The sequence below is a fragment of the Sellimonas catena genome, assembly GCF_027924685.1.
Taxonomy (GTDB): Bacteria; Bacillota; Clostridia; order Lachnospirales; family Lachnospiraceae; genus Sellimonas; species Sellimonas catena.
The window spans coordinates 15038-40419 of record NZ_BSBO01000012.1 but is presented as its reverse complement, the minus strand read 5'-3'; the positions used below and the strand labels follow the sequence as shown (position 1 = coordinate 40419).

At 47.9% G+C, this 25382-nt stretch carries 27 protein-coding genes, 1 pseudogene and 1 riboswitch; of the genes and pseudogenes, 3 read left to right on the top strand and 25 right to left on the bottom strand.

Features of this window, described 5'->3' with window-relative positions; genetic code table 11:
* Window positions 1–30: 30 nt before the first annotated feature.
* From Selli1_RS07075 to rplM, 13 genes are all read right to left on the bottom strand, one after another.
* A complete protein-coding gene (locus tag Selli1_RS07075) occupies window positions 31–249 on the bottom strand; it encodes a Maff2 family mobile element protein (protein ID WP_003525154.1) in 219 nt (72 codons plus the stop codon).
* Window positions 250–467: 218 nt separating this feature from the next.
* Window positions 468–2297 carry a VirD4-like conjugal transfer protein, CD1115 family gene (locus tag Selli1_RS07070; RefSeq protein WP_270666376.1) on the bottom strand — a complete coding sequence of 610 codons (1830 nt, stop codon included), beginning with the start codon at window positions 2295–2297 and terminating at the stop codon, window positions 468–470.
* Window positions 2294–2794 (bottom strand): PcfB family protein, encoded by a 501-nt coding sequence (locus tag Selli1_RS07065; RefSeq protein ID WP_270666377.1) that lies wholly within the window; start codon window positions 2792–2794, stop codon window positions 2294–2296. Before Selli1_RS07065 ends, Selli1_RS07070 begins: the two co-directional genes overlap by 4 nt.
* A gap of 86 nt (window positions 2795–2880) precedes the next feature.
* Complete coding sequence (locus tag Selli1_RS07060) at window positions 2881–3300, bottom strand: DUF4313 domain-containing protein (protein WP_118563883.1); 420 nt, start codon at window positions 3298–3300, stop codon at window positions 2881–2883.
* 12 nt (window positions 3301–3312) lie between these two features.
* Window positions 3313–3624 (bottom strand): DUF5720 family protein, encoded by a 312-nt coding sequence (locus Selli1_RS07055; RefSeq protein WP_270666378.1) that lies wholly within the window; start codon window positions 3622–3624, stop codon window positions 3313–3315.
* 21 nt (window positions 3625–3645) lie between these two features.
* Window positions 3646–4392, bottom strand: coding sequence for a BRO family protein (locus Selli1_RS07050; protein WP_270666379.1), 747 nt, complete (start codon window positions 4390–4392; stop codon window positions 3646–3648).
* Between the two features lie 34 nt (window positions 4393–4426).
* Window positions 4427–5296: a DUF6017 domain-containing protein gene (locus Selli1_RS07045; RefSeq protein ID WP_257345875.1), complete on the bottom strand. Its 870-nt coding sequence runs from the start codon at window positions 5294–5296 to the stop codon at window positions 4427–4429.
* 67 nt (window positions 5297–5363) lie between these two features.
* Window positions 5364–5555 (bottom strand): hypothetical protein, encoded by a 192-nt coding sequence (locus Selli1_RS07040; protein WP_455567204.1) that lies wholly within the window; start codon window positions 5553–5555, stop codon window positions 5364–5366.
* Window positions 5556–5578: 23 nt separating this feature from the next.
* Entirely contained in the window at window positions 5579–5854 is a 276-nt protein-coding gene (locus tag Selli1_RS07035) for a DUF5720 family protein (RefSeq protein WP_270666380.1), read from the bottom strand.
* A gap of 12 nt (window positions 5855–5866) precedes the next feature.
* On the bottom strand, window positions 5867–6802 hold the full coding sequence (locus Selli1_RS07030) for a ParB/RepB/Spo0J family partition protein (RefSeq protein WP_270666381.1): 936 nt from the start codon (window positions 6800–6802) through the stop codon (window positions 5867–5869).
* Window positions 6759–7580, bottom strand: coding sequence for a ParA family protein (locus Selli1_RS07025; RefSeq protein WP_002594510.1), 822 nt, complete (start codon window positions 7578–7580; stop codon window positions 6759–6761). The genes Selli1_RS07030 and Selli1_RS07025 overlap by 44 nt, the downstream gene beginning before the upstream one ends.
* A gap of 477 nt (window positions 7581–8057) precedes the next feature.
* On the bottom strand, window positions 8058–8450 hold the full coding sequence (gene rpsI / locus Selli1_RS07020; protein ID WP_087168484.1) for a 30S ribosomal protein S9: 393 nt from the start codon (window positions 8448–8450) through the stop codon (window positions 8058–8060).
* Window positions 8451–8476: 26 nt separating this feature from the next.
* Window positions 8477–8905, bottom strand: a complete 429-nt coding sequence (gene rplM / locus Selli1_RS07015; RefSeq protein ID WP_087168485.1) for a 50S ribosomal protein L13 — start codon at window positions 8903–8905, stop codon at window positions 8477–8479.
* A gap of 303 nt (window positions 8906–9208) precedes the next feature.
* Here rplM and Selli1_RS18495 point away from each other — a divergent pair.
* Together Selli1_RS18495 and Selli1_RS18490 are read left to right on the top strand one after the other, a co-directional pair.
* A pseudogene (locus Selli1_RS18495) lies at window positions 9209–10513 on the top strand (alpha-amylase family glycosyl hydrolase); the annotation flags it as partial.
* On the top strand, window positions 10502–11248 hold the full coding sequence (locus Selli1_RS18490; RefSeq protein ID WP_405595548.1) for a Maf family protein: 747 nt from the start codon (window positions 10502–10504) through the stop codon (window positions 11246–11248). The pseudogene Selli1_RS18495 and the gene Selli1_RS18490, both read left to right, overlap by 12 nt.
* 132 nt (window positions 11249–11380) lie before the next feature.
* Here Selli1_RS18490 and treC read toward each other — a convergent pair whose 3' ends face one another.
* Both treC and treP read right to left on the bottom strand, forming a co-directional pair.
* Complete coding sequence (gene treC / locus Selli1_RS07000; protein WP_281872568.1) at window positions 11381–13048, bottom strand: alpha,alpha-phosphotrehalase; 1668 nt, start codon at window positions 13046–13048, stop codon at window positions 11381–11383.
* A 15-nt stretch (window positions 13049–13063) separates the two neighbouring features.
* The gene (gene treP, locus Selli1_RS06995; protein WP_281872567.1) at window positions 13064–15043 is read right to left on the bottom strand and encodes a PTS system trehalose-specific EIIBC component; all 1980 of its coding nucleotides are present in this window, start codon (window positions 15041–15043) and stop codon (window positions 13064–13066) included.
* A gap of 164 nt (window positions 15044–15207) precedes the next feature.
* On the opposite strand from treP, the gene treR reads away from it, so the two are divergent.
* Window positions 15208–15933 (top strand): trehalose operon repressor, encoded by a 726-nt coding sequence (treR, locus tag Selli1_RS06990; protein WP_087168487.1) that lies wholly within the window; start codon window positions 15208–15210, stop codon window positions 15931–15933.
* A 73-nt stretch (window positions 15934–16006) separates the two neighbouring features.
* Here treR and Selli1_RS06985 read toward each other — a convergent pair whose 3' ends face one another.
* The 10 genes from Selli1_RS06985 to nadA form a co-directional block, all read right to left on the bottom strand.
* On the bottom strand, window positions 16007–17449 hold the full coding sequence (locus Selli1_RS06985; protein ID WP_118637753.1) for a polysaccharide deacetylase family protein: 1443 nt from the start codon (window positions 17447–17449) through the stop codon (window positions 16007–16009).
* A gap of 434 nt (window positions 17450–17883) precedes the next feature.
* The gene (locus tag Selli1_RS06980; RefSeq protein ID WP_087168489.1) at window positions 17884–18633 is read right to left on the bottom strand and encodes an ABC transporter ATP-binding protein; all 750 of its coding nucleotides are present in this window, start codon (window positions 18631–18633) and stop codon (window positions 17884–17886) included.
* 12 nt (window positions 18634–18645) lie between these two features.
* Window positions 18646–19647 carry an ABC transporter substrate-binding protein gene (locus Selli1_RS06975; RefSeq protein ID WP_087168490.1) on the bottom strand — a complete coding sequence of 334 codons (1002 nt, stop codon included), beginning with the start codon at window positions 19645–19647 and terminating at the stop codon, window positions 18646–18648.
* On the bottom strand, window positions 19648–20421 hold the full coding sequence (locus Selli1_RS06970) for an ABC transporter permease (RefSeq protein WP_281872566.1): 774 nt from the start codon (window positions 20419–20421) through the stop codon (window positions 19648–19650).
* Complete coding sequence (locus Selli1_RS06965; RefSeq protein ID WP_087168492.1) at window positions 20390–20686, bottom strand: thiamine-binding protein; 297 nt, start codon at window positions 20684–20686, stop codon at window positions 20390–20392. The genes Selli1_RS06970 and Selli1_RS06965 overlap by 32 nt, the downstream gene beginning before the upstream one ends.
* 135 nt (window positions 20687–20821) lie before the next feature.
* Window positions 20822–20935, bottom strand: a riboswitch (TPP riboswitch).
* Window positions 20936–21039: 104 nt separating this feature from the next.
* Window positions 21040–21546: a flavin reductase family protein gene (locus Selli1_RS06960; protein WP_281872565.1), complete on the bottom strand. Its 507-nt coding sequence runs from the start codon at window positions 21544–21546 to the stop codon at window positions 21040–21042.
* Between the two features lie 46 nt (window positions 21547–21592).
* Window positions 21593–22135, bottom strand: coding sequence for a transcription repressor NadR (locus tag Selli1_RS06955; protein WP_281872564.1), 543 nt, complete (start codon window positions 22133–22135; stop codon window positions 21593–21595).
* 30 nt (window positions 22136–22165) lie between these two features.
* Window positions 22166–23020 (bottom strand): carboxylating nicotinate-nucleotide diphosphorylase, encoded by an 855-nt coding sequence (gene nadC, locus Selli1_RS06950; RefSeq protein WP_087252726.1) that lies wholly within the window; start codon window positions 23018–23020, stop codon window positions 22166–22168.
* Window positions 23017–24324: an L-aspartate oxidase gene (locus Selli1_RS06945; protein ID WP_281872563.1), complete on the bottom strand. Its 1308-nt coding sequence runs from the start codon at window positions 24322–24324 to the stop codon at window positions 23017–23019. The genes nadC and Selli1_RS06945 overlap by 4 nt, the downstream gene beginning before the upstream one ends.
* 16 nt (window positions 24325–24340) lie before the next feature.
* Window positions 24341–25249, bottom strand: coding sequence for a quinolinate synthase NadA (gene nadA, locus Selli1_RS06940; protein ID WP_281872562.1), 909 nt, complete (start codon window positions 25247–25249; stop codon window positions 24341–24343).
* Window positions 25250–25382 lie beyond the last annotated feature (133 nt).

Below are 25382 nucleotides of genomic sequence, written 5' to 3'. Positions count from 1 at the left end.
GGGAGCGGCAAGGATTTCATGCGGGGACGCTTAGACAGAGAAAAGCCCGGAGAGCAGAGGTACAAGGACCATGCCGACTACGGCTACACCAGCGCCGGCCATGAGCTGCTTCATGCCCTGTGATTTTGCACCAGGGTTGTCGTTGCCGTAACCTTCGAGCAGGTTGATGACGCCCCAGATACCGAGACCGGCACCAAGCGCGATAACGAGGGTCTGAAGAACGGTGATTGCCTGTTCAAAAAATGCCATATAGTTTGTTAGCCGGAATCTAATTAAAAAATAGGTTTGTCATGTTTCATAGGCATACAAAAGCCGGAACAATCTGCCGCCCGGTTTTCGGGGGCATGATTCCGGCTGTCCTCCTTTTTCATTATTTTTCTTGCGATTGTCCGCTTTGTACGCCAATGGCCCGTAGAGGGCAGGTGCGGCGAATAGATAAGATCACTCCTTTCAAAAGCGGAACGAAGTTAAGCGCCCTTTGTGTCTACTTCATATACATCGCAGACCTCATTGGGCTTGAGTTTCAGCCTTGCGGACAGGAATGCTTCAATGTCAAAAGCGTTCTTGTCGTCCGCGTCGGCAGTGTACTTGAAATTAGGGTGCTTGGTGATGTCGTACTTATCCGAAAGGAAAGGACGCACACCGCGCAGCTGGAGGATACACTTGCCGCCATCCATAACAGCAAGCTCATCCTGGCTCATCAGCTCTTTCCCCAATTTTTGATAGTTGAGAGAGTGGGAAGTTTCCCGGCCACGGCTCTCTCCGGTGTTGTAGGTGTCGATGGTTTCCTTGCCCAGCACGGCAGCCAGCTCCTTGAGGGTGGTCGGCTCCTTACCGCCCAAGAAAATGGAAGTATCCATGTTGCCGATGATGGTATCCGCATTATCCTTATAGATCGCCTTGAGCTGACTCTGCGCCTGCAACACCAGACAGGCGGAGATCTCACGGCTTCGGATGGTTGCCACCAGCTTTTCCAGCTTAGGGATCTGGCCGATATTGGCGCACTCGTCAATGAGACAGCGCACATGGATCGGTAGCCTGCCGCCATACACATCGTCGGCTTTTTCGCAGAGCAGATTAAACAGCTGGGTGTAGCACATAGAGATCAGGAAGTTAAAGCTGTCATCTGTATCACTCATAATGAGGAACAGGGCAGTTTTCCGGTCTCCCAAAGTGTCCAGCTCCAGCTCATCATAGGCTGTGACCTCACGCAGCTCTGCAATGTCGAATACCGCAAGGCGCGCACCACAGGAAATCAGGATCGACTTGGCTGTTTTTCCGGCAGCCAGCTTGTACTTCTTGTACTGACGGACGGCGAAGTGGTTGGGCTTCTCGGCTTCCAGTGCATCAAACATCAGGTCTACGGGGTTTTTGAACTCCTCGTCATCCTCCCGGACTTCCATGGCGTTGATGAACTCAATGAGGGTGGAGAAGTTCTGCTCCTCCACCGGAGCCTCATAGTGGATATACCCAATCAGCGCGCAATACAGCAAGGTCTCTGCTTTGACCCAAAAATCGTCCCCGGCCTTGCCTTCGCCTTTGGTATTGGCGATCAGCGTTGTGACCAGCTTCAAGATGTCCTTTTCGCTATGGATATAGGCAAAAGGGTTATAGTGCATTGATTTTCGGAAGTTGATGGTATTTAAGACCTTGATGCGGTACGGCTCATAAATGACCTTGCCGTGCTTATCCTTCATGGGCTTTCCGTCCTTTCCCAGTTTGGGTGCGCCCCTCTGGAGCATTTTCCCGCACTCCACCAAAATGGTTCCCTTCGGGTCTGTGACCACATAAGAACTGTGCATCTGCATCAGATTTGGTTTGAGCCAGAAACGGGTCTTACCGGAACCGGAGCCGCCGATTACCAGCACATTTTTGTTTCTGGCGGTCTTTGGGTCCTTGGGGCGGCTGTTCATGGTCAGGCTTTCGGTTTTTGTGAGAATGACATTGTTCTGGAACACCGGGTCGATGTAGGGAGCAATATCCTCACGGGTTCCCCAACGGGCAGAGCCATACTCCATGCCGTGACGGTACTTCTTGGCGTTTTTACTTTTGAGATACACCGCCAGACGCAGGCCAGCACCGCAGCACAGCCCCACCAGCAGATCCAACGGATGCAGGCTGGGCCAGAAACTTTGCAACGCCCCAGGCAGGACAGCAAACAGGGAAAGGAATTTCTCCGAAGCATTTGCCCCCTGAGCCAGTCGCCATGCCTCCCCGAAGTTGGTAGCAAACAGCCCCATCAGGAGATAGGGAAGGTTCAGCAAAACGAGCTTTTTGATGTCAAACTGCTTTTTCATCGTTCCAGCTCCTTTCGCTTGGTGCGGTCCACCACGGCATTTTTGACCATCTCTTTGAACTGACTGAGTTTTGCCAGCACAGACGGGCATTCCGTTTTCTCGGCCTTCTTGACCTTTTTGTTGGTGTACTCGGTAAATGCAGCGGTCAGCGCATCGGCGTCACGGCCTTTGAAAAAGATCAGGTACTTGGGCGGGGAGCTGCTGCGGTCTTTCTTCACCGCATAATCCACACCATATTTCCGGGCAATCTTCTCAAATTCCTTGATGGAAGGGTCTGTGATCTCGATATTGGAGATCCCCTGATTCTGACCAATGAGCTGCTTGACGGTCTGTTTGCCGTGGGGTGTCACAGGGGCGTCACGGCTTCTCTGCTTTTGCAGCTTCTTTTCCTTGCAGTGGGCCATGTACTTGCTGATGGCAGCTTTGAGCAGCCGACCGGTGAACTTTGTTCCGCTGACAACCAGCGTTAAAGTCCTGTTTTCCACTTCTTCCTGCATTTTCATCGCCTCCTTTCCACGAAGTTTGCAGGGGTGGTGCATTTTCTTCTAAGGCGGGACCACCAGACGCCGGAGAAAATATTTCTTCATCGCTCCATCCCGCGGCTCTTTTTCTTTACCGGCTTCTTATCCGGCAGATTCCACGCTTCCCGAAACTCTGCCGCACCTTTGGGGTCAAATGCCTTCAACTTCTCCAGATCAAAGGCAACAGCAGAATATTTTCCATAACCGGACTGCACCTGGTAGGGAAGCACCTTCCCCAATTTGTTCTCTTTGATGAATCGCAGCAGGTCCTTGCTGATGTCACCGGAAATAAACGCCTCTCCGGGGTCCAGGGAATACCCCGGAAGGTTCACCGTCATATCTGCAAACGGTTCTGCTCCATCTTCTGTATGGGTAATCATGCCGATATAAAGCCGCTGATTATTTGCATACATCCCAAGTTGCAGCGATATAGTTTCTTCCCCATATTCCCACTTGAAGGGGACTTTCTTTTCCTCATTCATATCGGATACCTCCTATCGCATCTGTTCTTTGTGGTCATAAAACAAATCTCCATTTCTGACCTTTGCATGGCTGAGAATCTTGATCTGCCCCTTTGCCTGACTGTCCAGAGCTTTTTCATAGCCCTTATCTGACAAAAACAGGCGGGTTCGTTCTCCTTTCCAGCCCACCGGGGAATCATGCGTCAGCACATCAAAAATAATCATGTGCCGCGTGTTCTCCGCAAATCGCTGGAGATCCATGTAGTCATGGCCGTGGTAGTTCTGCGCCCCGGCTTTCTGGCGCATTTCCTCCATCAGCTGACCGATTGTTTTGCCTTCCTGCATAAAACCACTTCCTTTCCGTTCTTATGAGACCAGCAAGATCATCTCCCGCAGCTGGGCAAAGTAGAGCTTTCCCTGGGGCGTGACCAGCGTGTAGGAACCGGTATGACCGTGGTTGCAGTAGTCTTTGACGCAAAATAGCCCTGCATTTTTCACATTGGCATAAGGCAGAACATTGCCGGATGCTGTGCGGTACACAAACCGCCGTCCTATCAGAAACCGGACAAACCGGCGCTCCGGGACATCCAACTCTTTGGCGGTAGTCCTGAGATTGGTGCTGTGCTTTAAGTCGATGAACAGGTCATAGAAAGCGGCTTTGCCCTCCAGCTGTGCATTTTCCTTACGCAGAGAAATATTCGCTTCACGCTCAGCCAGCAAGTCTGAGCAGAGCTTCATCAGAGCTTCCGGGGAAGTGGCAACCTCCCACAGCTTCTCTTTTGTGAGATAGGCCCCGTGCTTACGAATGGTAGGCAGGACTTCATCGAACACCCACCGTTCAAACCGTTCTGCCGATGGCAATTTGCTGTGAACGATCAGGCGGTACAAATCTCCTTCGGGGATAAAAGTCATACTGATTTTGCGGTCAGGGCTTTGTGGGTGAGGTGCGTCGCGTTTCACGACATACCTACAATGGCGGATAATTGCATCGCGGGGATTGCTGTACCCCAGCGCAGCGGCCACATCCGTTCCGCTGAACAAGTATTTGCTGTTTTCTTCGATGACTCGGATACTGCCAAACTCCGGGTTTTTGAAAATTTCCATCTGGTTCATGTCGTGCCTCCTTTGGCATGATAAAAGGCGGCCTTTACCAGCCGCCTGCGTGCATATCGTGATTGACCAATGAAGTGAAGTGATTGTTCATGGTGGTAGGCGCATTGAATAGTACCGCGAGCAGGTACTGCTTCATGTTGCGCACCTGGGTGGTATTCTTTTGCAGACAGTCCATGACAAACTCGATGTGAGAGCTGTCCAGCTTCAAAAAGCGGGAGCGCACAATCTCGTGAGGAAAGTCCGCACCAGAGATCCTTGTGGTCTTTCGTTTGGCACAGACCGTTTCTACCAACAGCTCTACGATCTCATTCAGGTCATCCAGGTAGAGAGGATAACGCTGCTTCAAGCAGTCATACTCGATATTCTCCAAAATCAACTCCCGATAATTTTCTATCTCTGTGACAGACATCGCATCCTTTCCTTTCCGTTCCGGCGGTCTTGCCGCCGCTGTTTCCCGGAAAGGAATGGAATCGGTACTTGATCCATAAGTAATTGTTTTTTCCGTATTTGATTTCTCTATATTTAATTCTGCGGGCTTTTCCGTATCCGGTTTTACCATATCCGGGTTTTCCGTATCTGGTGAAGCCGTATCCGGATGGGACATATCTGGCTGGGGCTGTTCATAAATAACATACTCGGTATCTGTGATCCGCCCACTTTTATCGCGTCTCTGGTGGCGCACGATATATCCGGCTCCTTCCAGTTCACGCAGGGCAGCACCGATGGCATCCACGCCCTCCTTACAGATCTTTGCAAGGCCACGGGTGGTGTAATTCCAGTCCTCTGGCAAAGACAGCATCATGGAAAGCAGCCCCTTGGCTTTTAACGACAGGTTTGCATTTCGTAAATGATGATTGCTCATCACAGTGTAATCACGGGTCCGTTCAATGCGAAAAACGGCCATCGACCTCACTCCTTCCGAATTTTGGGTACAAAAAAACCGCAATCCTCATTTCAAAGAATTGCGGTGTTCAACGCTTTTCAAATTTTCTTGCATAAAACCAAAACAGCGGCTTTTGGGGACGCGCCTCTGTAAATGGCTCCTCCTGGGCGAAAGGAAGTGTTTGCATCACGCGGTCAATATCCATTGAATCCATGTCATGCTGAGATTTGCAATCTTCCCGGATTGCTTCTTGAATTTCCTTTACCGTACACATAGTCATTCCTTTCCTTTCGTTGTATGAGTTTATGAGCGGCGGCGTTTTCCTGGTTTGAAATCGAGGATATGTCCCTCAATCACACGAGCGTAACGCTTGATCTTAATCTCCCGGCGCTGCTGGCTTTGCAGGGCGGTCTGATACCCGTCCTCAGTCAAAAACAGCCGCATTTCATCTCCGAGACTGCCGTAAGCAGTGCTGGGACGCAGGACGGAAAACTCGATCATCCAGCGGGTGTTATCCCAAAACCTCTCTACGGCGAGAATGTTGTGTCCTTTCAGCTCACGGGCTGAAATATCCCTCATAGGCGGCTCCTTTCATCGTTCCTGGTCTCTCTGACGCTTTTTCTGCCATGCCTCCAGCAGCTTGATGATGGTTTCCTGCATCCGCTGGGGCGTATAGCTTTTGGGAAAATACTTCCGCAAAGTGTCAGAGGTAAATGTCACTCGATCCAGATCACTTTTCTTTTCCTCACCCATGATGACACGCATCATATCGAGGGTCAGATGCCCCTCCTGGCTGTATTTCTTGAGCCGCTGGGCTTGGGAAAGGGAAGGGGTAGCCTGTTCACTGTCCATCGCGTCCAGCAGGTCTACCTGTTCCTCTTTTTTAAGAAAGGACAGCTCATAGGCAGGGTTCAGGGCGATCTTCTTTTCATCCACCATATCCATCAATTCAGGAATCAGCTCTGTCAGACGGATATAACGCTGAATTTGATTTTTACTCTGCCCAACTTGTTCGGCCAAAATATCTCTGGACTTCTTACCATCCAACTTGTGCCCAACTTGGGCACAAGTTAAATCAACTCGCTCTCCCTGGTGTTTCATGGCATCCAGCTTCATCTTGTAAGCAAATGCTCTTTCACTGGGGAGCAGGCTTTCTCGTTGTAAATTGCTGTCAACCATAATGATTGTAGCGGCATCATCATCCAAATCCCGAACAATGACCGGCATGGTCTCCTTTTCTGCCAGTTCACTGGCTCTGTGCCGCCTGTGTCCGGCTACCAGCTCATAACCGCCCTCCGGGTCCGGTCGGGCAATGGCCGGAACCAGAACGCCATACTGCTTAATACTGTCAGCGGTCTCCATCATGGCTTCGTCATCCTTGACTTTGAATGGGTGATTCTTAAACGGATGCAGTTCAGACAGCGGAATTTCCTGAATCTTTTCCAGCTTTGCATCCTGACGGCCTTCTTCGGTGGAGAACAGATCATCTACCGAGGCCAGCTCTATTTTTTTCGCGCTGCTTTTCAAGTTTCAACACCTCCTTAGTCAGATTTTTGTAGCCCTCAGCCACCTTGCCGCCGGGATCATGGGCAAAAATGCTTTTTCCCTCGGCGCTGATTTCCTTTGCCCGGACAGAGTGGGGAATCTCTGTGCCGAATACCTTAATCTTGCTGCCATAGGTCTCTCGCAAAAGTGCGGAAATCTCTTTGGCAAAGTTGGTTCGGCTGTCAACCATCGTCAGTAGGATACCGTCTATCTGGAGCTTGGGGTTGATCTGCCGCTTTACCTTGTTTACCGTGGAGAGCAGCTGTTCCAGCCCTTTGGCGGGCAGATACTCCGCCTGAACGGGAATGATGATCCTGTTTGCAGCGGCCAGCGCATTGACTGTGAGCATCCCCAGGGAGGGCTGGCAGTCGATAAGGATATGGGAGTATTGTCCCTTCAGCGTGTCCAGATATTGCCGCAAGACAGTCTCACGGCTCATGGCATTTACCAGGGATACTTCCATACCGGATAACTGGATGTCCGCAGGCATCAGGTCTACGCCCTCCGAGTGGTGCAGGATACCCTCGCCGGGACGAAGCGGCTCATCCATCAGGATACGCCCCATAGCGTCCGACAGCGTAAAGGGCAGCTTGTCCGGTTGTGGATTGCCCAGGCTGATCGTCAGGCTTCCTTGCGGGTCTCCGTCGATCAGCAGGACTTTCTTTCCAGACTGCGCCAAACCGATTCCAAGATTGGCACAGGTGGTGGTTTTGCCAACGCCGCCTTTCTGGTTGGCGATGGCGATGATTTGCGTGTTCATTGACTTCACCTCATTTCTAATTGTTGCTGTTGCTTCTGGAAATAGAAAAAGCCGCCACTCCAAAATAAAAAGTGAAGTGACGGCTCTTTCTATCGCCGGAATACGAGTTCCTGAAATGAAAAAAGCACCCAGTCATTTATACTGCGTGCTACATCAAATTCATATTCAATTATTCAAATTAGGTCAAACTATGTCAAACTGCCACAGACCAAAACGAGGGAACAAAGGACTGAAAAGCGACCCCAAAACACCCCCAAAAATCGGCTCTCGGTTAACCACTTTGGGCACCACTTGACCCTCTTTTTGCCCTCTTTTTGGCCGGTTAACCACTTGCGGACCACTAAAAATTGGGTGAAAACGGCTCTCATTTTTCCAAATTTGGTCAAACTATATCAGCTCGTTTAGATATAGTAAAACCCCGGAAAACCTTGATTTTCCGGGGTTTTTGAACCATTTTGATACGGTTTGAACAGCAGATTATCTCTTGCTGAACTGAGGCGCGCGACGAGCTGCCTTGAGACCGTATTTCTTACGTTCTTTCATACGTGGATCACGTGTAAGGAATCCGTTTGCTTTTAATACTGGTCTGTATTCAGCGTCTGCCTCAAGTAATGCTCTTGAGATACCATGACGGATTGCACCAGCCTGTCCTGTATATCCGCCTCCGTGTACGTTTACTAAAACGTCAAATTTATCTGCTGTTTCTGTAGCAACGAGCGGCTGACGAACTACTACTTTTAATGTTTCAAGTCCGAAATACTCGTCGATATCTCTTTTATTGATTGTGATTTTACCTGTTCCCGGTACTAAATATACTCTTGCGATGGATTTTTTTCTTCTTCCTGTTCCATAGAATTTTGCACTAGCCACTGTAATTTCCTCCTCTCAACCTTTCCTTAAAATGTCAGCACTTCTGGTTTCTGAGCTGCATGAGCATGTTCTGGTCCAGCGTACACGTGAAGTTTCTTGATCATTGCTCTTCCTAAAGGTCCCTTCGGAAGCATTCCCTTAACAGCAAGCTCAATTACCTTTTCCGGTTTCTTTGCCATCATTTCTTTCAGAGTTGTCTCTTTCATTCCGCCAACATATTCGGAGTGGTTGTAGTAGATCTTCTGATCCATCTTCTTACCTGTTACTTTAACTTTGTCAGCGTTGATTACGATAACGTAATCTCCTGTATCTACGTGCGGTGTATAAACCGGTTTGTTTTTTCCTCTTAAAACATTTGCAATTCCAGAGCAAAGACGACCTAATGTCTGTCCTTCTGCATCAACTACATACCATTTTCTTTCAATCTTATCTGGATTAGCCATATAAGTCTTCATTGGTTGACCTCCTGTTTACAATCTCTATTTTCTTCTATAAACTCATGTATCTATTGGGAAATCAGTCCGCTCCGGGGCTTTGGTGCAAACTGTTTTCTTCTCACGCCATACTGCTTTATTATATTATGCTGCCTCTTCTGTGTCAACCTTTTTTTCACTTTTTTTCTTGATTTTTCGGCAGTTTCAGGTTCCGTTTTCTTTTCTGCGCAGGGACCCGTTGAATCTTATTTTTTGTCGTGCTAAACTGATACTATTCTTTTTCAAATAGAATAGCACAAACTAACAGAAATGAGGAGGCTTTTTATGTGGGCTTATCATAGTATTTTTTATCAGATCTATCCAATCGGGTTCTGCGGTGCACCGGTGCACAACGATGGCCAGACCGTTCCCCGTATCCGCAAACTGCTCGACTGGACAGATTATCTTTCGGATCTTGGAGTGGACTCCATTCTTCTGAATCCGATTTTTGAGTCCGATAATCATGGATATGATACAAGAGATTTCCGTAAACTTGACTGCCGGCTTGGCACCAATGATGATTTTGTCGAAGTCTGCCAGGCGCTTCACAGCCACGGAATCCGTGTGGTACTGGACGGAGTATTCAACCATGTCGGCCGCGGTTTCTGGGCATTTCGCGATGTTCAGGAAAAGAAATGGGATTCTCCTTATAAAGACTGGTTCTATATTAATTTTGACGGGGACAGCGGATATCATGACGGCTTCTGGTACGAAGGCTGGGAAGGGCACTACGAACTGGTCAAACTGAATCTTCAAAATCCTGCCGTTGTGGACTATCTTCTGGACTGCGTCAAATACTGGATTGACACCTTCGACATCGATGGGCTACGCCTGGACGTGGCTTACAGCCTGGATCACAATTTTATGCGGCGGCTCCGGAGCTTTGTTTCCGGCATCAAACCGGATTTTGCCTTGATCGGCGAAGTTTTATTCGGAGACTACAATCAGATCGTCAACGATGACATGCTGCACAGCTGCACCAATTATGAATGTTACAAAGGACTTTTTTCCAGTTTCAATGATATGAATCTGTTTGAGATTGCCCATTCTCTGAATCGGCAGTTCGGCCCGGAACAATGGTGTATTTACCGAGGCAAGCATCTCATGACCTTTGTGGACAACCACGATGTCACACGAATTGCCAGCATCTTAAAACAGAAAGAACATCTGTATCCGGTCTACGGTACTTTGATGACGATGCCGGGAATTCCATGCATTTATTATGGAAGCGAATGGGGAGAAGAAGGCATGAAAGCACCGGACAACGATTACGCGCTCCGTCCTTGCTTTGACGCTCCAAAACCAAACGAACTGACTTCCTATATTAAAAAGCTGATTTCGTTCCGCCAGAAAAGCGATGCACTCTGCAACGGTTCCTATCGAAATGTAATGATTACCAACCGCCAGCTTATTTTCGAGCGCAGGACTGACCGGGAACAGATTTTTGTTGCCATCAATGCTGAAGGAACCGAATTTACGGCAAATCACGGCGAACTGCAGGGCGAGGTCCGCGATCTTGCAGCAGACACACGCTTTACAATGAACGGACAGCTGACCATGAAGCCATACAGCGTACAGATTCTCGTATTTGATCCGGATTCCCACCCGGAATACGATACAGTAACTCAGAAAGAAGCGGAACAAAAAGGGGAAGAAAGAAACATCGAATGTAAAACAGCTGAATCTTATGCTTCTTCCGATTGCACAGCGCAAAACACAACGCTGTCCCTTGCCGACCTTACCGTCGTCCTCGGATCCGCATCCCCAAGACGCACCGAGCTTCTGACCCAGGCCGGAATCCCGCATGTGGTTTGTCCTTCCTCCTGCGAAGAGCACATCACCAGCTCCCGCCCGGAAGACGTTGTGCAGGAACTTGCAGAACAAAAAGCCCAGAACGTCTACACAGACCGGCTTGCCTCCCATCCAGGAGAACCATTTCTTGTGATCGGCTCCGATACGGTCGTATCAAACAACGGAAAGATTCTCGGAAAACCATCCAGCGAAGAAGAAGCACGACACATGATCCAGTCTCTGCAGGATCATACCCATCAAGTCTACACCGGCGTCAGCCTTATCTTCCATGACGGTGCAGACACAAAGACAAATACCTTCTTTGAAAAAAGCGATGTGGACGTCTATCCAATGACAAACACTGAAATTGCTTCCTATCTCGCCACCGGCGAACCATACGATAAAGCCGGCGCATACGGAATCCAGGGCGCATTCGCCATCTACGTCCGCGGCATACACGGAGACTACAACACCATCGTCGGCCTCCCGATCGCACGGATCTATCAAGAACTCAAAAAATGGATACGGTTTTAAATTTTGACTATTATCGGGGACGTGTTCCGGTGCACCGGAACACGTCCCCGATGAACGTAAAACCTCCGCCAGCCCAGTAATTCCAAGGGCTGGCGGAGGTTTGTTGATTTTTTCACAGGTACACGACGTGGGCTATTTTTTGTACCAGATCATGCTTTCGTACGGGCGTAGTGTCCATTTTCCTGTTTCCGGCATGGCTGCATCTTTGTAGTTTCCGAGGATGCACTGGTATCCTGTGAGATCTATATCTGTCTTCCATTCGGTTTCTTTTCCGTAGAAGTTATTAACGACGATCATATTTTCGTTCTGATAGTGTCGTTTATAGGCGAATACTGACGGATGTTCCTGGGCAAGTGGTGTAATGTCGCCATAGGCTACTACGTCCAGTTCTTTCCGAATCCGGATCAGTTTCTGGTAGTAGTGGAAGATGGAGTCTTCATCTTCCAGCTGCTGTTTTGCATTAATTTCTGTGTAATTTGGTGTGACGCCGATCCATGGTTCTGTGGTTCCGTCAGTGAATCCGGCGTTTGGTGTATCATCCCACTGCATCGGTGTGCGTCCGTTATCCCTGGAATGAACCTGTATGATGCGGAATGCATCGGATGCCGAAAGGCCTTTATCCTGCAGGATGCGGTAGTGGTTGATGCTTTCTACGTCCCGGTATTGGGTGATATCGGTGAATTTGGCGTTGGTCATTCCGATTTCTTCTCCCTGGTACACGTATGGGGTTCCGCGGAGCATATGGATGATGGTTCCGAGCATTTTGGCGGATTCTTTCCAGTACCGGCCTTCGTCTCCGAAGCGGGATACGACTCTTGGCTGATCGTGATTACACCAGAAGACCGCATTCCATGCGTTATGCTGTTCCATTCCGGTCTGCCAGTCGAAGAGGATCTGTTTTAACTTTCCGAAATCGGCCGGTACGAGAACCCATTTTTCATTTCCCATAAAATCAACTTTTAGATGGTGGAAGCTGAATACCATGGAGAGTTCTCCGGTATCGGCCCCTGCGTACCGGAAGCAGTTTTCCATGGAAGTGCTGGACATTTCCCCAACAGTGATGATCTCCGTATCGGTTCCGAAAGTCATGTCATGGAGTTCTTTCAGGTATTTATGGATGTTTGGTCCATCTGTGTAAAATCTTCTTCCGTCTCCTTCGTAATCATCCTCAAAACGGTCTTTGCTGATCAGATTGACCACGTCAAAGCGGAATCCTTTGACTCCTTTTCCCATCCAGAAGAGGACTACCTTCTGGACTTCTTTTCGTACATTTTCGTTGTCCCAGTTGAGATCCGGCTGTGTTACATCGAACAGATGCAGGTAGTATTCATCAAACTTTTCTACATATTCCCATGCGCTTCCGCCGAATTTACTTTCCCAGTTGGTCGGTGGTTCCCCGTTTTCTTTCCCTTTTTTGAAGAAGAAGAAGTCTTTGTAATACGGATCTCCCTCCATTGCTTTTTGGAACCATTCATGGCGGCTGGATACGTGGTTGAATACCATATCAAACATCAGACGGATCCCTCGCTTGTCCGCTTCGCGGATCAGTTCTTCTACATCTTCCATCGTGCCGTAACGTGGATCGATATTGTAGTAATCTTCCACATCGTATCCATTATCGTTCTGCGGTGATACGAAGAACGGTGTCATCCAGATGTAATCGACTCCAAGTTCCTGAATGTAGTCCAGCTTCCGGATGACTCCTCTCAAATCCCCGAGGCCGTCTCCGTTGCTGTCATAAAATGATTTCGGATAAATCTGATATACCGTACTTTTCCTGAAATCTGTCGTTTTCATCATACTTTCCCTTCCTTTTTATTCAAACGAGATCACTGTTGTCTTTCCTGCCTCTGCCGTCTGTCCCGGCTTCATCTGAATATTCTTTGCACTTCCTTCTCCTGTCACAATCATCATGGTGGTTGTTGGATGTCCTGCCGCCTTGATCTTCTCCGGATCAAACTGGATCAGCGGTGTGCCGCATTTGACATGATCTCCCTGAGCTACAAGAAGTTTGAATCCGTCTCCTCCCATGTCTACCGTATCGATGCCTACATGGATCAGAATCTCCATACCATTTGCAAGTGTCAGGCCGCATGCGTGTCCGGTCTCGGCCATTACGATGCTGACTTCCGCATCTGCCGGAGCTACCACTGTCGTGTCGGTCGGTTCAATAGCAACACCGTCTCCCATGATTTTCTGTGAAAACACATTGTCATCTACTTCTTCAATCGGAATCACGTTTCCGCTTAAAATTGCTTTGATTTCTGTAACCGGTTCTGACGGTGTTTCTTCTTTTGCTTCTGTTTCCAGAACCGCTTCTGCTTCCGGGGCTTCTGCCAAAACTTTTTCCCGAGCTTCTTTTTCCACGAGACCTCTGTCTTCTGCTGAAAGTTTCTTCATTCCTACGAAGAATGTCAGCAGGAATGGTACAACGATCGCTTCTGCCATGGCAAGCAGGAAGATCAGATAAAATTCCGGCTTGATGGAAATGATGCCTGGAAGTCCGCCGACACCGATACTCAGTGCCTGAACACCGCATCCTACGGAAATCATGGCCGCGATGGCGGAACCGATCATACCGCAGATCAGCGGGAATCCGTATTTTAAGTTGACACCGAAAAGGGCCGGTTCTGTAACTCCGAGATAACAGGAGATACATGCAGGAACATTCACCTGCTGTGCCCTTTCATTTTTCTTCTGAAGGATGGACATGGCCAGTACACTGGATCCCTGCGCGATGTTGGAAAGTGCGATCATCGGCCAGAGAATCGTGCCGTCATACGTATTGACAAGCTGTGTATCGATAGCGTTTGTCATGTGGTGAAGGCCCGTCATGACAATCGGTGCGTACAGCAGTCCGAACAGCCCTGCAAACAGCCATCCGAAATTGGACATCAGGCCGCCGTAAACGACATCTGCGATGGCATTCCCGATTGTCCAGCCGATCGGTCCTACTACAGTGTGGGCAATAATTACTGCCGGAACGAGAGAACAGAACGGTACAACAATCATACTGATGACTTCCGGACAATGTTTCTTAAAAAACTTTTCCAGATAAACAAGTACAAAGCCTGCCATCATGGCCGCAATGACCTGTCCCTGGTAACCAATCATCTCTACCTTTGCGAATCCGAAATCCCATACCGGAATCTCACTTGCCGGAGTGTCCGCTACGCTGAATCCATTTAACAGCTGGGAAGATACCAGAGTAAGTCCAAGGATAATACCAAGGATCTGTGTCGTACCCATCTTCTTTGTGATGGACCACACAATACCAACCGGCAGCAGATGGAAAACGGCTTCGCCGATCAGCCACAGAAAGTTGTAAGTTCCTTCCCAGAACTGATACATATCCGCAAGACTCTTTGTTCCATTTTCAAAAAAATTGATCTCTCCGATAATATTCCGGAATCCGAGAATCAAACCTCCGCAGATCAGGGCCGGGATCAGCGGGGCAAAGATCTCGCCAAGCGCTCCCATAATCTTCTGCACCACATTCTGATTTGTCTTGGCCGCCGCCTTTGCCGCTTCCTTGCTGACTCCTTCGATGCCTGCGTAGGAAGTGAACTCGTTGTAAAATACGGACACATCATTTCCTATAATTACCTGATACTGCCCTGCCTGTGTGAATGTTCCTTTTACTGCCGGAATCTCTTCAATGGCCTTCTCATCCGCTTTCTTCGGATCCACGAGTACGAAACGCATTCTCGTCATACAATGGGAAACAGCCTGGATGTTTTCTTTGCCGCCGATCAGCTTTAAGAGCTGCTTCACGTCATTTTCGTATTTCGCCATGGTTCTCTCTCCTTTTCTTTTTATTACGAACTTGTTTGAACAACTTGAATGTAGCATACTTGTTTAAACATGTCAATCGTTTTTTTATAACTCTCTCTTGATTTCTGCATCTCTTCTCTTTATACTGTAACTAAGATGTTTAAACAAGAAAGGAAGTGCTCCATTTGCCAAAAGCGAAATACGATATGATTTACCATGACCTGAAACAGAAAATTGAAGACGAGACCTATCCTTATCAGGAGCTTCTCCCTTCTGAGCACATTCTTGTCAAAACATACGGCTGTTCCCGCAACACTGTCCGCCGTGCCCTGGCCGAACTGACTTCTGACGGATATGTTCAACCCATGCACGGGAAAGGTGTCCGCAACATTTTTCAGCCTGTGGAACAGGCTGCCTTTACAGTGGGCGGGATTGAATCCTTTCAGGAATCCGCTCTCCGGAACAACAAAGTTCCTTTCACACGGATTCTTCAGTTTTCCGAGCTTTCCGCCGATAAAAAAATCGCCAAAAAAACAGGATTTGCTTTCGGGACACCGCTTTACTACATACAGAGGCTGCGTTATCTGGATGGAATTCCTCTGATCCTTGACCACAATTATTTCAATGCCGAACAAATAAAAGGTCTGACCCCGGAGATTGCCCGTCATTCCGTCTATGCTTATCTGGAAAATGAACTTGGAATGACCATCGCAACAAGCAAGCGTACCATGACTGTGGAACATATGACTCAGGTGGATGAAACCTATCTGGATCTGAAAGACTATAACTGTCTTGCCGTTATTACCAATCAGACCTATGATGACAACGGTATTCAGTTTGAATACACGCAGTCGCGGCACCGCCCGGATTATTTCCAGTTCCAGGATGTTGCGGCAAGAAAGAAAAAATAAAGCCATCCGGATTTCCTTGTTTCCGGATGGCTTTGTCCTCTGGCTTTGCTTTTGATACATTTCTTACTTTTATTCAGTTATTCACATGATGATGCGGAGCATAGGAATCTATCGTCAGACCCTTGAACGCATATCCAAGTTTACGGTAATGTTCAATAATTTTCGGGAGCGCTTTTACTGTCGTATCCTTTGCATCAGTATCATGCATCAGGATATTGATATGCTTTGCGCAGGATGATGTTGCTTCCGCGACAAGCTTTTCTTCCGGGACATTATTTCCGCTGGCATCCGTAGAATCACAGTTCCAGTCAAAATACTGATATCCTTTTTCCTGAACCGCTTTTGTCAGTCTCGTCATCAGCCCCGGTACATACTTTTTACTGATGGTATTACTTGAACCTCCCGGGAACCGGATCAGGCAGGACTTCTCTCCGGTGACATTTTCCACCATATCGGATATTTCCTGAAGATCTTTAAAATAATTTTCTTCCGATGCGTAGACTGAAGCATAGTCATGCGTATATGTATGAAGACCGATGGAATGTCCCTTCTCATAAGCAAGACGGATCAGATCATTCTTTTTCTGATTATTTCCGGTAACAAAGAAAGTTCCTTTTACTTTATACTGATCAAGAATATCAAGAATTTTCTTCGTATTATCTGATGGTCCGTCATCAAATGTAAGATAAACGATCTTCTCATCCCACTCCGGATTTGCTTCCACCGTAATATTCTGCACGATTTCCTCCTGATTTCCGGAACGGTCTTTTGCAGTATAAACCGCCTGATAAGATCCAGGCACGGCAAGATCTACATTTTCAGAATGAATCTCCAGGGATGGTGACGGATCCATATCATCTGTCACAGTTACCCCCTGAGAGAAATCCAGTACCTTTCCCTGCTTCACCGTCAAATCCTGTACTCCCTGGATTTCCGGCTTTTGCGTATCTTTTTTTCTTGTCAGCACCGCGTCTTTGACCGTCTGATTGCCGCTCGCATCTTCTGCCAGGATCTCCACCGTGTAATTTCCTTCTTCATCCCAGCTTCCTTCCTCCGCAAAACGGACCGTTACATCAGAAAGGTCTTCCGTCTTTTCCACAAACATCTCCGGTTTGATTTCTTCTGTCATATCAGTGGTATAATCCTTTACTTCCAGATCCGGCGGAGTCGTATCTCTCACCTTTACTACCGCTTTTTCACTGTGGTTTCGCCAGGTATAAACAATCGGATAATCTCCTTCTTTCGATATATCAACACTGGATTTTACAGAAACCTCCTCCGGTTTTCCAAACCATACCTTTTTTATCTGGTCCATCGGATCAAATGCCTCTCCCATCTCATGTTCGATCACACCTCCTTTCAGCTTCAGTGGATGTGTGAAGGTATATAAAAATCCTCCTGCGCCGGCTAACACAAGCAGTATCAGAACCGTCAGGCCTATTCTTATAAATAACTGCCGTTTTCTTTCTTCTTTTACGTTGCTTCTCTTTCTGTGTTCTTTCATAACTTTTCTCATGCTTTTTGTATCCTTATCTTATGTTGTCGCTTTTTGTAGTCATCAGAATAGCACCCCCTCCCACCATAGTCAATGAATCATTTTTTAAGATTTCTTAAAATTTATTTATTATATTCATATTTGTATTTAATTTAATAAACTTTCTCTCTATATTACTTGTTTGTTACATAATTATTAATATTTATCTTCAATTTAAGAACATAAAAGGCTGTATCTGCCTGACAGCCACAGCCTTTCTGCTCCTCATGATTCTAATGCCTTTATCCTTTGATATGGAATGCGTCAAATCCCGGATATACCGCATAACGGGACGGATCCTTGTCACGAAGTTCCAGAGCTTCAAATTCACCAGTGGAAGCCCCGCCTTGGTCACTGTATGAAATTCTTCGTTTACTTATCTTTTTCTGTCCTATACAAAAAAAGAACCAGAGGAACTACTCCTCTGATTCTTCAATCTTTTCCAGTATTCGTTTTTTATAGGAAAGAAACTCTTCTGTCAGCTGAAAATCGTTTCTTCTTGGTTTTGGCTCTTCAATGCGGATCTCATCGATGATATGTCCCGGTTTCCCGCCGAGGATATAAATCCGGTCCGACAGAAGCACCGCCTCATCAATATCATGGGTGATAAATACGGTAGACAGATGAATCTGCTCCATCACATCCAGATACCACCGGTGCATGGACCGTTTTGTCAGCGTATCCAGCGCGGAAAACGGTTCATCCAAAAGAGCCAGTCTGTCTGAAAACAGATAAGTCCGAAGAAGCGCCGCCCGCTGCCTCATTCCTCCGGAAAGCTGTGCTGGATATTTTTTCTCAGTCCCGGCAAGTCCGAATTCTTCAAAATACGGGGCCGCTTTCTTTCTTGCTTCTTTCTTCTTCATGCCGCCAATCACAAGGGGAAGGGCAACATTATCCTCCACCGTGCGGTACGGCAGAAGCAGATCTTTCTGAAGCATGTAGCTGACATTGCCCGGCTTTCCCGTGATCTCCTCCCCGTCCAGAAACACCTGTCCCCGGTCCGGCTTCAGCAGTCCGGAAATCACATTAAACAGCGTCGTTTTTCCGCCTCCGCTGACACCAAGAAGGCTCACCAGCTCCCTGTCATGGATCTCGATGGAGATATCCTCAATAATTGTCCTTCCATCAAAGGATTTTGTCACACCTGACACTACTAAATCTGCCATCTTTCCTCCTTGCTACTCCGGAAGATATTCGTTGGAAAATCCGGTATTTTCCGGAATTTCGTTCTCGGTAAGTCCATTCTCATTCAGCCAGTTGTAAAACAGATTCCAGCGGTCCGGATCGATATAGCCCCATCTGTCCGCATCTGCGATATACTGATCTTTCAGATATTCCTGGCTTGCCTTTACAAGCTCCTGATCAAGTTCCGGTGCTGCCTCACACAGAATCTCCGCCGCTCCATCCGGATCTTCGATCGCATCTTCATATCCTTTCTTCACCGCACTCAGGAATTTCTTCGCGGTCTCCGGCTCTTTTTCCAGAAACTCGTTATTTCCAATAATTACCGGCGTATAATAGTCAAATGCCGGGTTGATATCCTTAAAAGCGAAATAATCGGTTTCCAGTCCTGCAACTTCCGTTGCCACACCTGCCCAGGCATAGAAAATCCAGATGGCATCCACGGATTTGGATTCCAGAGCGGACACTTCGTCCGTCACGGTACTTGGAATCAGCTCAACTTTACTGAAATCACCGCCGTCTGCCTCCACAACATTTTCCATCATTGCTTTCTCGATCGGAGCATCCCAGGTGGCATATTTCTTTCCCTCCAGGCCTTTCGGAGTATCCATCCCCTCGCCCTTTCTGGAAATAATGCCTGATGTATTGTGCTGGACAACCGCTGCCACCGCTGTCGTCGGAAGTGCATCTTCCCCTACAACACCCGGCGCCATCGTATCCTGGAAGGAAATCCCGAACTGAGCCTTTCCCGAAGCAACCAGCGCATCCGCGCCATCCTCCGGCGGCTGTACAATTTCCACTTCCAGACCTTCATCCTCAAAATATCCTTTTTCCTGCGCCACATAAAGGCCGGTATGGTTGGTATTCGGCGTCCAGTCGAGCACGAACGTAATCTTTTCTTTCTCATTTTCCCCCTGCGAGGTTTCACCAGAACCACAGGCAGCCAGGGAGAGCGCCATACATCCTGCGGTTAATACTGCAACAATTTTCTTTTTCATCTAATGTTTCTCCTCCGTCTGTTCCCAGGCCATGCACTTTTTCTGCAGCAAATCTACCAGCTTCATCAAAACAAGGCTGATTACCGAGATCAGCAGGATCACCGCAAACATTTTATCAAATGCAAATGCCTTTTTTACCCTTGTCATATACACGCCAAGACCGTTAAATCCTCCGAGCCACTCGGAAATCACTGCTCCTACCACTGAATAGGACGCCGAAATCCTTAGGCTTGAAAAAAACTGGCCCATGGCTCCCGGAAGCTTGATATACCGGAAAATCTGAACTCTTCCCGCTCCCATGGAACGCAGAAGATTGATCATGTCCCGGTCCGCCGACCGGAATCCGTTCAGAAGTCCCACCGTCACCGGGAAAAAGGTCACAATGACAATCAGAATCACCTTTGGAAGCATCTCATATCCAAACCACAGCACAAGAAGCGGGGCAATAGCTACCGTTGGAATCGTCTGGGTAACGACAATCAGCGGGTAGAGAGCCTGATACAGCCGGTCAAACCGGTCCATGATGACTGCCATCACAAAGCCCAGAACCACCCCGCAGAACAGACCGAGAAATGCCTCTGCAAGCGTCACTTTCGCATGTTCCATCAAAAGTGGAAAGTCAGTGATTAAAGCCTGTACCACCTCCACCGGCGACGGCAGCATATATCCCGGCACCAGGCCGGCCGAAGCTGCCACCTGCCATATGCCGATGATGACCACAAGGGCCGCAGCGGACCAGAGTCTACTCGTGATGCTTTGAAACTTTCTTTTCAATGGACAGCACGTCTCCTTCCGGTCTGTAGCTGACTTTGATATACGCTGCTACATGCGGCGCACCTGCACGCACGGCAATGTGCTGACATTCTTTTACAATGTCCATCAGCTCATCATAATCACCCTCGATTGTTGTCTCGAAAGGTCCCACGTAACAGTTCAGGCCTGTACTTTTGATATAGGCAATTACCTCGTCTACAATACGAATCAGTTCCTCATCGTTTGCCGCGTCCGGTAAGGACTGGATTGCTACACTTGCATTCATTTTCTCTTTCCTCCTGTAAATTTATCATAATGAAACAAAGTGGGTAAATCACAAAAAAACTCTGCCGGAACGCCTCCGGCAGAGATATCTTATCGTCCATGGGTACGAGACTGGTCTTTTCGTCCATGCAGTACTCCACTTCTGCAATATGCTCCCTACGCCGGTATGATCCGGATCAGGTATGAGGGTAAAAGACGCATACCGGTCCTACTCTCAGCCGGACTGTCTCCGGCTCCCCTTTGTCCTGTATTAGTCTACGACACCTTTCTGCCTGTTGTCAAGAATTTCCTTTATTGGGGACGTGTTCCGATGCATCGGAACACGTCCCCAATGATATGATTAATAAACACTCTTTATTCTTTTATATAAATCTTTTCTATTGATCCGATGTACATGGTGTGGTAGTCGCGGTCGGAGTACCATTTGGTGTCATTTTCTTTGACGTCGAATCCTTCCGGACTCATGAATTGATGGTACTGTTTTTTGCAGAGGATGATGAGGTTTGCCTCTTCGAATGCTGCGGTTCCTTCTACGTTCACTGGTGTGAGTCCGGCTTCTTTGATTTTGTCCCGGTCTCTTCCGGATACGGTTCCGCATAAATTCAGGGCTTTCCGGTATGTTTCATCAAAAAATGTGATGGTGAAGTATTCTCCCTGATCGACAAATTCTTTTGTGTACCGGGTCTGGCGGATGTAGGCTGTAACTGATGGTTTTCCCCAGATTACACCCATGCCTCCCCAGCTTGCTGTCATTGTATTGCAGTGTGTTTCATCTCCTGCTGTAATCAGCATCCATTCTTTTCCGATGGCGGTAAATGGATTCACATTCAGTTCTTCCGGTTTGATTTCTTTCCATCCCATGGCAGTATTCCCCTTTCTTTTCCCTAATCGTTTCTATGATGCTTTATCATACTACTTTTTCTTTTTTTCCGTCTACAGTCTCCTGCTCATCCAGGAAATGTTTCTTTCTCAGTTCTTCTTCGATGGCATCGAGGATTTCTTCGCTTTCGGCGCTGATGGTATGAAAATGACTTCCGCTTGTAATGTTTTTCAGCGGACTGGACTGCCCGGCTTTGATGTCTTCTACAAAATCCATCACCTGTTTTCTTGTCCGGATGCCAAGTTCGGCCCGCAGGGTTCCGTACACGTTATGGCTGATAAATACATCTTCCGCAGTCCCGCCGAAATCCACAATCGTATTCAGTTCTTCCATGATCTCATCGTCTGTATGTTTCACCCGGATGACTCTGCTGGCTCTGTGGCTTCCCTGGCAGATGTATCCCCGGCAGGTGGAAACGATCTCATTTCCGGCAGCCCGAAGTACCGCGATATCCTGCACAATCACCTGACGGCTTACTTCAAAGTTTCTGGCAAGCTGAGTTCCGGATACCGGGCTTTCACTTCCCTGAATCTCTTTTAAAATCTTCTGTCTGCGAACTTCTCCGTCCATGGCTTTTCATCCTTTCTCATCGTCCTTCGCCTAGTCAACCGGATGCAGGTTTTTCAGCGAAATGTCCAGAATCGGAGCGGAATGAGTCAATGCTCCGCTGGAAATATAGTCTACACCTGCTGCCGCAAGCTGTGCAGCATTTTCTTTTGTCACGTTACCGGAACATTCTGTGCTTGCTCTGCCGTCAATATAATCAACTGCCTCTTTCATCATTTCCAGAGACATGTTGTCAAGCATGATAATATCAGCACCCGCTTCCACCGCTTCTTTTACCATCTCCAGAGTTTCCGTCTCCACCTCGATCTTCCGTACAAACGGTGCGTACTCCCTGGCCAGTTCCACTGCCTTTTTAACGCTGCCTGCCGCCCCGATATGATTATCTTTTAACAGTACGCCGTCGGAAAGATTGTACCGGTGATTATAGCCGCCTCCTGTGCGGACGGCGTATTTTTCAAAAATCCGCATGTTCGGCGTTGTCTTTCTTGTGTCAAGCAGTTTGGTCTTCGTTCCTTCCAGAAGTTTTGCCACACTTCTTGTATAGGTCGCGATTCCGCTCATTCTCTGAAGATAGTTTAAGGCCGTGCGCTCCCCGGAGAGCAGTACACGAATGTCTCCTGTCACAACTCCCATCTTCTGACCTTTTTTGACTTCATCTCCATCTTTTACAAACAGGGTGACCGTCGTAGATGGATCCAGCAGAGTAAATACTCTTTCAAACACCCAGAGCCCTGCAATGATACCGTCTTCTTTGCAGATCAGTTCTACTTCTCCTTCACGCCGTTCTCTCATCACCGCATTGGTAGTGATGTCCTCGCTTGTAATATCTTCCTCCAGTGCCTGCATGATCAGTTTATCTGCCACCAGTTTCATCGTAATCTCATTCATCTTGCTTTCCTTACCCTTTCTATCTCATCCAGCACTTCCTCCCGGTATATCTGTGGAAGTCTGTCTTTTTCCTTTTGAATCTGCGCCTCTGCCGCTTCTGCAAGTCCTGCCGTCTCTTCCCGGCTTGCATCGTTCTCCTCCCAGGTCTCCGTCAGATGTCTGGCCGCTCTCGCCCCGAACACCAGACTTTCCAGAAGGGAATTGCTTGCAAGACGGTTTGCTCCGTGCACACCGTTACAGCTTGTCTCCCCTACTGCGTACAGATGCTCCATTGATGTCTTACTGTGTTTGTCGACATGAATTCCTCCCATGAAATAATGCTGTGCCGGGACAACCGGAATCCAGTCTTTTGTCACATCGTATCCTTCTTCCAGACAGCGCTCATATATATGCGGGAAATGGCCTTTGATGACTTCTTCTCCCAGAACGGTCATATCCAGCCATACATACGGCGTCTGGTCTTTTTCCATCTGCTTTCTGATTTCCGCCGTAAGCAGATCCCTTGGAAGCACCTCATTTGCAAACCGTTTTCCGTCCGCGCCATAGAGCTTTGCTCCCTCTCCCCGCACGGATTCGGAAATCAAAAACCGCCGTCCCGGCTTTTGGGAATAAAGCGTCGTCGGATGAATCTGGATATAGTCAATGTGCTCCAGTTCGATATGATGACGCAGGGCAAGCGCCAGCGCGTCCCCGGTCAAATGCGGATAATTGGTCGAATGCTTATAAAGCCCTCCGATTCCGCCTGTTGCCAGAATCGTATACTCCGCCTCTAGGAAACAGTCTTCCCCGTCTTCCTTCGAAGCCACGACACCATAACACCGATTGTCCTTTTCCACCAGATCCAGCATCGTCACATGTTCCAGAATAGTCACATTGCTTCTTGTCCGGACTGCTTTCAGAAGTTTGCTCGTAATCTCCTCCCCGGTAATATCCTCGTGAAACAGAATTCTCGGTTTGGAGTGGCATCCTTCCCTTGTATAATCGAATTCTCCGTCTTTTTTCGCAAAATCCACGCCGTAATCAACCAGTTCCCGGATCACGTCTCTGGAAGACCGGATCATAATATCCACGGATTCTACCCTGTTCTCATAATGCCCTGCTTTCAGTGTATCTTCCATGAAACTGTCGTAGTCCGTATCGTCTCTTAACACACAGATTCCGCCCTGTGCAAGAAAGGAATCGCTGTGCTCCACCTCATCCTTCGTGATCATCAGGACCTGTCTGTCTTCCGGCACATGGAGGGCGGCAAACAGTCCGCTCGCTCCGGTTCCTACGATCAAAATATCTGTCTGTATCGTTTTCATTTTACACACCCCTCTGTTATTTCGCAAGTTTCAGCATCTGCTCCATGGCATGTTTTGCCTTTTCACTGACTTCGGCATCCACCTGCACCCCATTACTCTCATCCCGCAGACAATCCCGGATTTTCTCGAGTGTCACCTTTTTCATATCATGACAGCACTGTTCCTTCTGAATCGGGTAAAACTTCTTGTCCGGATTCTGTTTCTTCAGTTCGTACATCACTCCGGTCTCCGTTCCAATCAGAAATTCTCCGGCATCGCTTTCTGCCGCCGTCTTGATAATGCCAGAGGTACTTCCTGCATAATCTGCAAGATCCACCACTTCTTTCGGACATTCCGGATGAACAAACACCAGGGCATCCGGATGTGCTTCTTTGGCGCTTAACACTTCTTCGGCAGTCATCTGATGATGTACCGGGCAGTACCCGTCCCCGAGGATGATCTCCTTTTCCGGTACCTGAGCTGCCACAAAACTTCCCAGATGCTGGTCCGGTATAAAATAAATCCTCTGGTTTGGCAGTGCCTTTACCACCTTCACCGCATTCGCCGATGTCACGCAGACATCGGAATACCGCTTAAGCTCCGCAGTCGAATTAATGTAACATACCACTGCCAGTTCCGGATCACTCTCCTTCATCGCTTTGATTTTTTCCACATCGGCCATATGCGCCATGGCACAGTCTGCCGTCGGATCCGGAAGCAGCACTTTTTTCTCCGGATTTAAAATCTTGGCACTTTCTCCCATAAAAGAAACTCCTGCAAAAACAAGAATCTTTGCATCCGTCTCCTTTGCCACCTTGCTCAGATAAAACGAATCCCCAGTATAATCTGCAATCTCCTGTACCTCATCCGGTACATAATAGTGTGCCAGTATCACGGCCTGTTTCTCTTTTTTCAGTATCTCAATCTCTTCTCTCAAAGAACTCATTGCGGTTTCCTCCCGTATCTTTACTCATTTACACCGCATTATACACCTGATTTTTACAGGTGACAAGACACCTGTTTCAGAATTGTAAATTCTGCTGGCAGAACAAAGAAAAATAAGGACGATTTCAATCGAA

Excerpts from the sequence above, each read along its gene's own strand:
- treP (WP_281872567.1), bottom strand. The coding sequence starts at position 15,043 with ATGGCGAAATACGAAAATGACGTGAAGCAGCTCTTAAAGCTGATCGGC.
- treC (WP_281872568.1), bottom strand. The coding sequence starts at position 13,048 with ATGATGAAAACGACAGATTTCAGGAAAAGTACGGTATATCAGATTTAT.
- Selli1_RS07035 (WP_270666380.1), bottom strand. The coding sequence starts at position 5,854 with ATGAGGGATATTTCAGCCCGTGAGCTGAAAGGACACAACATTCTCGCC.
- rplM (WP_087168485.1), bottom strand. The coding sequence starts at position 8,905 with ATGAAGACTTATATGGCTAATCCAGATAAGATTGAAAGAAAATGGTAT.
- Selli1_RS06980 (WP_087168489.1), bottom strand. The coding sequence starts at position 18,633 with ATGGCAGATTTAGTAGTGTCAGGTGTGACAAAATCCTTTGATGGAAGG.
- Selli1_RS06975 (WP_087168490.1), bottom strand. The coding sequence starts at position 19,647 with ATGAAAAAGAAAATTGTTGCAGTATTAACCGCAGGATGTATGGCGCTC.
- Selli1_RS07050 (WP_270666379.1), bottom strand. The coding sequence starts at position 4,392 with ATGAACCAGATGGAAATTTTCAAAAACCCGGAGTTTGGCAGTATCCGA.
- Selli1_RS06960 (WP_281872565.1), bottom strand. The coding sequence starts at position 21,546 with ATGGGATGGAAAGAAATCAAACCGGAAGAACTGAATGTGAATCCATTT.
- Selli1_RS06945 (WP_281872563.1), bottom strand. The coding sequence starts at position 24,324 with ATGAAAACGATACAGACAGATATTTTGATCGTAGGAACCGGAGCGAGC.
- Selli1_RS07040 (WP_455567204.1), bottom strand. The coding sequence starts at position 5,555 with ATGACTATGTGTACGGTAAAGGAAATTCAAGAAGCAATCCGGGAAGAT.
- Selli1_RS07070 (WP_270666376.1), bottom strand. The coding sequence starts at position 2,297 with ATGAAAAAGCAGTTTGACATCAAAAAGCTCGTTTTGCTGAACCTTCCC.
- Selli1_RS07060 (WP_118563883.1), bottom strand. The coding sequence starts at position 3,300 with ATGAATGAGGAAAAGAAAGTCCCCTTCAAGTGGGAATATGGGGAAGAA.
- Selli1_RS07055 (WP_270666378.1), bottom strand. The coding sequence starts at position 3,624 with ATGCAGGAAGGCAAAACAATCGGTCAGCTGATGGAGGAAATGCGCCAG.
- Selli1_RS06965 (WP_087168492.1), bottom strand. The coding sequence starts at position 20,686 with ATGAATGCAAGTGTAGCAATCCAGTCCTTACCGGACGCGGCAAACGAT.
- Selli1_RS07075 (WP_003525154.1), bottom strand. The coding sequence starts at position 249 with ATGGCATTTTTTGAACAGGCAATCACCGTTCTTCAGACCCTCGTTATC.
- Selli1_RS07045 (WP_257345875.1), bottom strand. The coding sequence starts at position 5,296 with ATGGCCGTTTTTCGCATTGAACGGACCCGTGATTACACTGTGATGAGC.
- Selli1_RS06955 (WP_281872564.1), bottom strand. The coding sequence starts at position 22,135 with ATGGACGGAGAAGTTCGCAGACAGAAGATTTTAAAAGAGATTCAGGGA.
- Selli1_RS07065 (WP_270666377.1), bottom strand. The coding sequence starts at position 2,794 with ATGCAGGAAGAAGTGGAAAACAGGACTTTAACGCTGGTTGTCAGCGGA.
- nadC (WP_087252726.1), bottom strand. The coding sequence starts at position 23,020 with ATGAATGAGATTACGATGAAACTGGTGGCAGATAAACTGATCATGCAG.
- nadA (WP_281872562.1), bottom strand. The coding sequence starts at position 25,249 with ATGAGTTCTTTGAGAGAAGAGATTGAGATACTGAAAAAAGAGAAACAG.
- Selli1_RS06985 (WP_118637753.1), bottom strand. The coding sequence starts at position 17,449 with ATGAGAAAAGTTATGAAAGAACACAGAAAGAGAAGCAACGTAAAAGAA.
- Selli1_RS07025 (WP_002594510.1), bottom strand. The coding sequence starts at position 7,580 with ATGAACACGCAAATCATCGCCATCGCCAACCAGAAAGGCGGCGTTGGC.